General features: G+C 37.4%; 6 protein-coding genes and 1 pseudogene. 3 read left to right on the forward strand and 4 right to left on the reverse strand.

The annotated features are described in order from the left end of the window. Positions 1–25 precede the first annotated feature (25 nt). A complete protein-coding gene (locus tag QL989_RS18870; protein ID WP_290171668.1) occupies positions 26–1,651 on the forward strand; it encodes a methyl-accepting chemotaxis protein in 1,626 nt (541 codons plus the stop codon). A 102-nt stretch (positions 1,652–1,753) separates the two neighbouring features. Here QL989_RS18870 and QL989_RS18875 read toward each other — a convergent pair whose 3' ends face one another. Further along, positions 1,754–2,065 carry a hypothetical protein gene (locus QL989_RS18875; RefSeq protein WP_290171669.1) on the reverse strand — a complete coding sequence of 104 codons (312 nt, stop codon included), beginning with the start codon at positions 2,063–2,065 and terminating at the stop codon, positions 1,754–1,756. 364 nt (positions 2,066–2,429) lie between these two features. Here QL989_RS18875 and QL989_RS18880 point away from each other — a divergent pair, with 364 nt between their 5' ends. Next, a complete protein-coding gene (locus QL989_RS18880) occupies positions 2,430–2,990 on the forward strand; it encodes a TMEM165/GDT1 family protein (protein WP_290171670.1) in 561 nt (186 codons plus the stop codon). A 93-nt stretch (positions 2,991–3,083) separates the two neighbouring features. Here the strand turns inward: QL989_RS18880 and QL989_RS18885 are convergent, their stop codons facing one another. The 3 genes from QL989_RS18885 to QL989_RS18895 all read right to left on the reverse strand — a co-directional run bounded on the left by QL989_RS18885 (position 3,084) and on the right by QL989_RS18895 (position 5,743). Continuing rightward, entirely contained in the window at positions 3,084–3,608 is a 525-nt protein-coding gene (locus QL989_RS18885) for a DUF6436 domain-containing protein (RefSeq protein ID WP_290171672.1), read from the reverse strand. After that, the gene (locus QL989_RS18890) at positions 3,592–5,058 is read right to left on the reverse strand and encodes a methyl-accepting chemotaxis protein (RefSeq protein WP_290171674.1); all 1,467 of its coding nucleotides are present in this window, start codon (positions 5,056–5,058) and stop codon (positions 3,592–3,594) included. Before QL989_RS18890 ends, QL989_RS18885 begins: the two co-directional genes overlap by 17 nt. 130 nt (positions 5,059–5,188) lie before the next feature. Further along, positions 5,189–5,743 (reverse strand): isochorismatase family protein, encoded by a 555-nt coding sequence (locus tag QL989_RS18895; protein ID WP_138606764.1) that lies wholly within the window; start codon positions 5,741–5,743, stop codon positions 5,189–5,191. 159 nt (positions 5,744–5,902) lie between these two features. On the opposite strand from QL989_RS18895, the pseudogene QL989_RS18900 reads away from it, so the two are divergent. After that, positions 5,903–6,693 (forward strand): annotated as a pseudogene (locus tag QL989_RS18900) (diguanylate phosphodiesterase); the annotation flags it as partial.

Genomic DNA, 6,693 nt, shown 5'->3' on the forward strand with positions numbered 1-6,693 from the left:
ATCATTGCTCTAATTTTGGACAACTATGTTAAACAATTATTCTGTGCGTACCCGTTTAGCCGTGCTTGCATTGCTGCCAATTATGATTTTTTTAATTACATCGTTTTTTTTAATAAACACAATGGGAAGGTTAGTAGCAGGGATTGATAGTTTATACGACGACCGTGTCGTACCACTTAAGCAAATTAAACTAGTATCAGACAATTACGCTGTTAATATTGTTGATTTACTTCACAAGTATCGTGCTGACTCTATTAGCAAGTCAGAACTCTTAGCAAATATTAATGATGCTAGAAATACGGCTGATAGTGAATGGAAAGCTTACTTAAGCACACAGCTAACAGCTGAAGAAAAGCGCTTAGTCGATAACGTTGAAAATAAACTAAAGCCTGTGCTTATGCATTTAAATAATTTAATTGTAAGCATTAATAATGATGAGTTTTTATCACTACCACAAAATCAATTTGTTTATGAGCTCTACCAATTATTTGATCCGCTGAGTGCCAGTTACCAAGCTTTAATTGATTTGCAGCTTAAAGAAGCGAGTGACTTTAAAGTCAAGGCTGATGAAAATTATAAATTAATAAAGTCAATAATGAGTGCCACGATCGCAATATTAATTTTACTATTACTGATTGTTGCCTACTTTATTTACTGCTCGATACAAAATCCATTAATGTCATTACGCGATACCATAACGAATATTGCAACCAATGCCGATTTAACAGCTCGTGCTAAGGTTCAGGGTAAAGATGAGATTGCAGATACCGCATCTAACTTTAATGATATGCTACTTCGGATCCAAGATTTAGTAAAAGATATGACAGGCGCAACACTAACGCTTGCTTCGGCAGCTGAAGAAATGAACTCTATTAGTATTCAAGTGGCCAGTACAGCAACCCAGCAAGAGCAGCAATCAGCTATGATTGCAACCGCAATTACTCAAATGAGTAGCGCAATAGAGCAAGTTGCTCAAAACGCGCAAATAACCTCTGATAAAGCTACAAATGCCGACATAAAGGCAGGTCAAGGACAACAAGCTGTTGCTGATAATATCGAGTCAATAAATACGCTTTCAACTTTGGTTAATACAAATGCGCAGCTTATTGCAGATCTAAATACTCAAACCAATGATATAAACCAAGTTGTGATGATGATTCAAAGTGTGGCTGAGCAAACAAACTTGTTAGCCTTAAATGCAGCCATTGAAGCAGCAAGAGCTGGAGACTCTGGTCGTGGCTTTGCCGTTGTAGCCGATGAAGTAAGGCAACTTGCCCACAATACTCAAAAAGCAACCGCTAGTATTAATGAAATGATCACAAAACTACAAGGTATGGCTCAGCAAGTAGTTAGTGCTATGAGTAACGCTGAAAGCAGTGCTAAAGAAAGTGTTGACCACGCTAATTATTCTTCACAGGTGCTCAGCGAAATTAACCAAGAAGTCACCGAAATTGCAGATATGAATACTCAAATATCAACCGCAACTCAGGAGCAAAAAACGGTCGCAAATGAGCTAAGCAGCAATATTAATGAGTTTAGCGCGAGTATTACTTCGGTTAGCGAAAGCTCGCAACAAAATGCTCAAGCATCGCAAGAGCTCGCACAGCTTGCGGCAATGCTACAAGGAAAAGTCAATGTATTTAAAGTTTAGGTGCTTTCATTTTGCCGCATATTGCAGCTGATACCTAAATGAAAACATCATTTGCCATCATTCAATCATTTACAATGATTGAATGATGGCTTATTTGTTACTTTAAGTACTAACTTTATTAGATAATATACTTATCCAATCATGGGGGTTTGAAAGTATAAACTGATATGAGCTGCCATCTTGCGTGAAAACCTCTATCGCATCAGCTGTTATTGGCACAAGGCCTGCGCCCTTGCCTTTACATTCAACCACTTTTAAAATTGTATCGCGGGCAATTGTGTATTGTTCTAACCCCAATTTTTCATTAAAAGGTTCAAAATTTAAGTCGGTTTGCGTGATCCAAAACTTTCCGTCCGCTTTCATAACTCCATTTTGAATGGTTGCCATTGTTGATTTAACGATTGTTCCTTGCATATTTTAATCCCTTCACACATGTATATAATTTCAAATTGCTCAACTTTCATCTGTTTATTATTACAGCTGACTTGATAGCTCAAAGCAAGTTTATTTGTGCACTAACACCACAAAGAGACCTATTAAATTTAAAAGTTACCCGCATATATTTACCTGCTTTAAACTTTGTGGAATAATCGCCCTCCTCTTAGGGGAGTAGCCCGCTCAGTAATGAGTAAACTTATCAACATAATTGCACCTTAAGTGCATGGTAAGTTTGTAATGTTGTAGCAAGCGTTATCGGCGAGACCTAGGTAGACACTATCCTCATGGCGGGAGATAGCTGTTTGCCTTGGTTTAATATTCCCGCCTGAAGATTATATTAATGGATATTTTTTTAACCTCTACCGTCACTGTTGCCCTTGCCGAAATTGGCGATAAAACTCAACTTCTATCGCTATTACTTGCGGCACGTTTTCATAATAAAATAGCGCTTATTTTAGGCATTCTCGCTGCTACTATTATTAATCATGGTTTATCTGCCTGGTTTGGTGATTGGCTGAGCGGAAACTTTGCCGTCGAATACTTACCTTGGGTAGTCAATATAAGCTTTATTGTTGTTGGCTTATGGCTGCTTATTCCCGATAAAGACGAAGACGTTAGCCACAAGTACGATCGTTATGGGGCATTTTTAGTGGCTTTAATTTTATTTTTTATCGCTGAAATTGGCGACAAAACTCAAATAGCGACTGTATTATTGGGTGCACAATATCAATCCGTTTTGTGGGTAACAATTGGTACAACTCTTGGTATGCTGATCGCAAATGTACCCGTTATTTATGCTGGTAAGGCGTTACTAAAAAGAATTCCATTAAATACAGTAAGAGCTATTGCCGCCACCGTATTTGTATTATTAGGTGTTTATGGCTTAATAACCATGGTGTGATTAAGTAACCTACAACAAAAAACCGCTTACCTAAAGTAGGTAGGCGGTTCAAGGAAGTATAAGCAGTCATCGTAGAATAAAAATGAGCCTCTTTTACACTCGGTTAATACAATAGCACCCTTTTGTGTTGGCAATTAACAATGATGAGTTAAAACCAGCCTGTAAATTACTTATCACGGTCTCTACAAACCCGCTACCTTGTGAACAAGCCAACCCTTCTGATAAAGGGCCTGCATAAACAAACTCACCATTTTTATCAATTAAAACTGCGGCTGGCGTTGCCGGAACCACTGACTTTAGTTGGCTATTGAGTTTAAATGTTTGCACCTCGACGCCCTGATTTTTCGCAAAGCGCTGTAAGGCTGATAAGTGCGGTTTAGCTTGTATTGTACAGCCACAATTATCTTCAGTGATAATAAGTAGTTGCGCACTATCTTTGTTTTGCCAAACAACGTGTTCTTTAAATTGCGAAAACCAGTTACGGCGCTCAAGCATTTTATTCTCATCAAAAGGCTTTAATTGACCAAGTTGAAAATACACTAAGCCCGACACAACAACCACAAACCACACACCAATCAATGCAAAAGTAAAATAGCGCTTATTAGTTAAATTTTGCAATACTTTGCTCTAATACATCGATACTGACATCAATCATTTGTACCTTAGCGGTAAGTTGATCAACAATTTTTCCGTCTTCATATTGGCGTTGACGCATTTGATCTGTGCTTGTTGCAATCTGCTCAGTATTGCCAGCCTGTTCAGCAACTACTTGCGCAACTGAGTCAGAACTTGTGGATACGGCCTGTATTTGCTCGCTCATGGAAGAGATATTCTCTTTCATGGTGGCACTAATTTTCGTAAGATCTACAACAAACTCAACACACTGATTCATGGATTGTGTTGAAGTACGGCTGTTATCCACTAAATCTGTTAATGTAGATGCTATTTTAGCTGTTGTTTTCTGGCTGTTATTCGCTAAAGAACGAACCTCATCTGCAACTACAGCAAAACCACGACCATGCTCACCGGCTCTAGCAGCTTCAATTGCGGCATTTAACGCTAGCAAATTAGTTTGATCAGCTATACCTGATATCTCATTCAATAAGCTTGTAATTACATCTCCAGCAGCCACTAAATGACTTAATTGCTCTTCGGTATTAGTTAATAACGTGAGCAACTCTTTACTCTTACTGTCTGTTTGTAACACTTCTTGTAAAGCAACATGGGCAGAGTCGGTAATGTTGCTCACTTGCTGCTTTAAAATATTGCTTTCTTGCTCAACCAGTTTAAAACCATGAGCAACTTGTGAACCTGAATTAGCTATATCATCAGTTTGTGTATTTCGGTGCTTAGCACTGTCTGCCAGCTCATCATGGACATTTATTAACTCTTGGGAGTTATTTTTTAATGAATCAGATTGCGTTTGCACCTGCTTAATAACATCCGACAAGTATTCTAGTAGCGTGTTAAAACCTAGCACTGCACTGCTATCTGTATCATCTGCTCGCATTGAAAGTTTTATTTGATTTGGGTCTTGCATTATTTGCTCTGTGGTATGACTTAACGACAAACCAGCTTGGCGTTCACGCTTTAATGTCACTGCAATAAAGCCAGCAACAAGCGCTTCAACTATGGCATAGGCAGCGTGAATAAGCACAGTTGAAAAAGCTAAACGATCAGGGTCGAAAACATAAAACCCAGTATTTTGCGTTTGTAAATAGTAAAAAGATAAATGATGAATAGCAACAAACACAATAGCCGTAATAAACACTCGCCATTCAACAAACATTATCAGCATGGCTAGGAAAATAAATATTTCGAAATGGACCTCAATAAGCCCATACGCTTGCTGAATATGCAAAAATGAAAACATCATGATTGCAGCAGCAACAACATGAGGTGTAACTTTACTTTCGGGTTGGGTTTTTAATAACCAAATAGGAAGCAAGCACAAGGGCAAGCCGACCAGAAACGCCTCTGTTAGTGTATCGAAATAAAGGCCGATACCAACAGATTCGACAAACAAAAAACAGAATATGATTGTAAACAATCGACTCACACTAGACATAAAAACCTTAATTAATTTTGTAATAAATTAAACACGCTAGTTGTTAGTATAGCCCTTAACAACTGGCAATTTTTTATTTTAAATCAAGCCGAACATTATCAATTAGGTTGATTTAAAATTTTTTAGTGCGCTACTTAACAATTGATAGTATTTGTTTAAAAGTAGACGTCCCTGCTTTTTTTGTCCATTGGAATATTATTGTTTCAGCACATGATATTACTGCTCCTGCTTGACGAAGCTGCTCAACTGCAATGGCTTTGTGCTCTGCATTTCTTGAGGCTATTGCATCTGTAGCAACAGTCACTGCATAACCATGTTGTAGTAAATCTAAACAAGTTTGTAATACACAAACATGCGCCTCTGTACCAGTAACTACTACATGAGGGCGCTGCAATAGCGAAATAGTATCTAAGAACCCCTCTTCGGCGCAGGCACTAAAGCTTATTTTTTCAATATACTGCGCGCTAGGTAAAGCTTGCTTTATTTTCTCATCACTTTCACCTAGCCCTTTTTTATAATGCTCTGTAATTATTGAAGGAATTTGATGAATAGCACTTGCATTTGCAAGTTGTAAAGCACACTCTAAAGTCGTATTAAATGAAGCGATGGCCGGAGCCAGTTTGCTTTGCAAATCGATGACTAAAAGCACGCTGTGCTCTGAGTTAATATTTTCTCTAAAATTCATATGGAGTCCTTTGACTTTTGCTAAACTGACTTTTAACACCCACAAAAAAGCAACAATTAATTCACACCTATAGTGCTTTTTGTAATTTTTAAATTAAACTCATGCTATATTACACCAATACTAAATACCAACCTTGTCGGCCAAAAAGGGTAAGTGCTTTTGAGTAAGTTTTTCTTCGTTGTTTACATATTTTTATTAGTTTGGATGCAACAGAGCTTTGCTTCACAAACTTACTCTGAACAACTACAACGTATTTCTATCAATGAACAACTTTCGCAAAGCTTTGTAGTAAAATCTGTACAAGATGATATTGGTTATGTGTGGGTAGCCACTACACAAGGCCTGTTTCGGTTCGACGGTTACCAGGTTACCCTTTACGAAAGCCCTACAGGTTTAAAAAATAATTATATAGTTAATATCTACAAAGCTAATAACGGTAAATTATTAGTTAGCACACAGCTCGCTGGAAGTTATTTAATTGACCCAAACACATTAAATGCTGAACAAATATATTCAGGTCATTTGAATCAAAATGAAGAAAAATACTCTCCGGTTGTTGCAGTTGCTGAGCAACTTACACATTTTTATTTTTCTATTGATGCGCACGTATATCGGTTTGATAAAAAAACAAAAAAGTTATCTCTTGTCATATCTTTGCCCAATGAAAATATGTTTATCCGTGCGTTGTCACTTTACCAAAACACCTTATATATTGGTTCCGATCAGGGCCTATACACTTATAACTCTGAAAGTAGCGAACGCCAACAAATAAAACTTAACGACACGAAAAAAGTTACTAATGATGGTAACAACGTAAAATTTCTATCTATAGACGAGAAACTTGGATTGTTCGTTGGTACGGTTGAAGGAATGTATCGGATTGCTTTTGATGAAAATAAACATATAGATCCTACAGCATTATCAACACTTATTAGTGATTATAATATTTG

Origin of the sequence: Pseudoalteromonas sp. APC 3224 (assembly GCF_030407535.1) — a bacterium.
GTDB lineage: Bacteria > Pseudomonadota > Gammaproteobacteria > Enterobacterales > Alteromonadaceae > Pseudoalteromonas.

Bases quoted from the DNA above. Each gene is read 5' to 3' on its own strand.
- QL989_RS18880 (WP_290171670.1), top strand. From the start codon at position 2,430: ATGGATATTTTTTTAACCTCTACCGTCACTGTTGCCCTTGCCGAAATT.
- QL989_RS18875 (WP_290171669.1), bottom strand. From the start codon at position 2,065: ATGCAAGGAACAATCGTTAAATCAACAATGGCAACCATTCAAAATGGA.
- QL989_RS18870 (WP_290171668.1), top strand. From the start codon at position 26: ATGTTAAACAATTATTCTGTGCGTACCCGTTTAGCCGTGCTTGCATTG.
- QL989_RS18890 (WP_290171674.1), bottom strand. From the start codon at position 5,058: ATGTCTAGTGTGAGTCGATTGTTTACAATCATATTCTGTTTTTTGTTT.
- QL989_RS18895 (WP_138606764.1), bottom strand. From the start codon at position 5,743: ATGAATTTTAGAGAAAATATTAACTCAGAGCACAGCGTGCTTTTAGTC.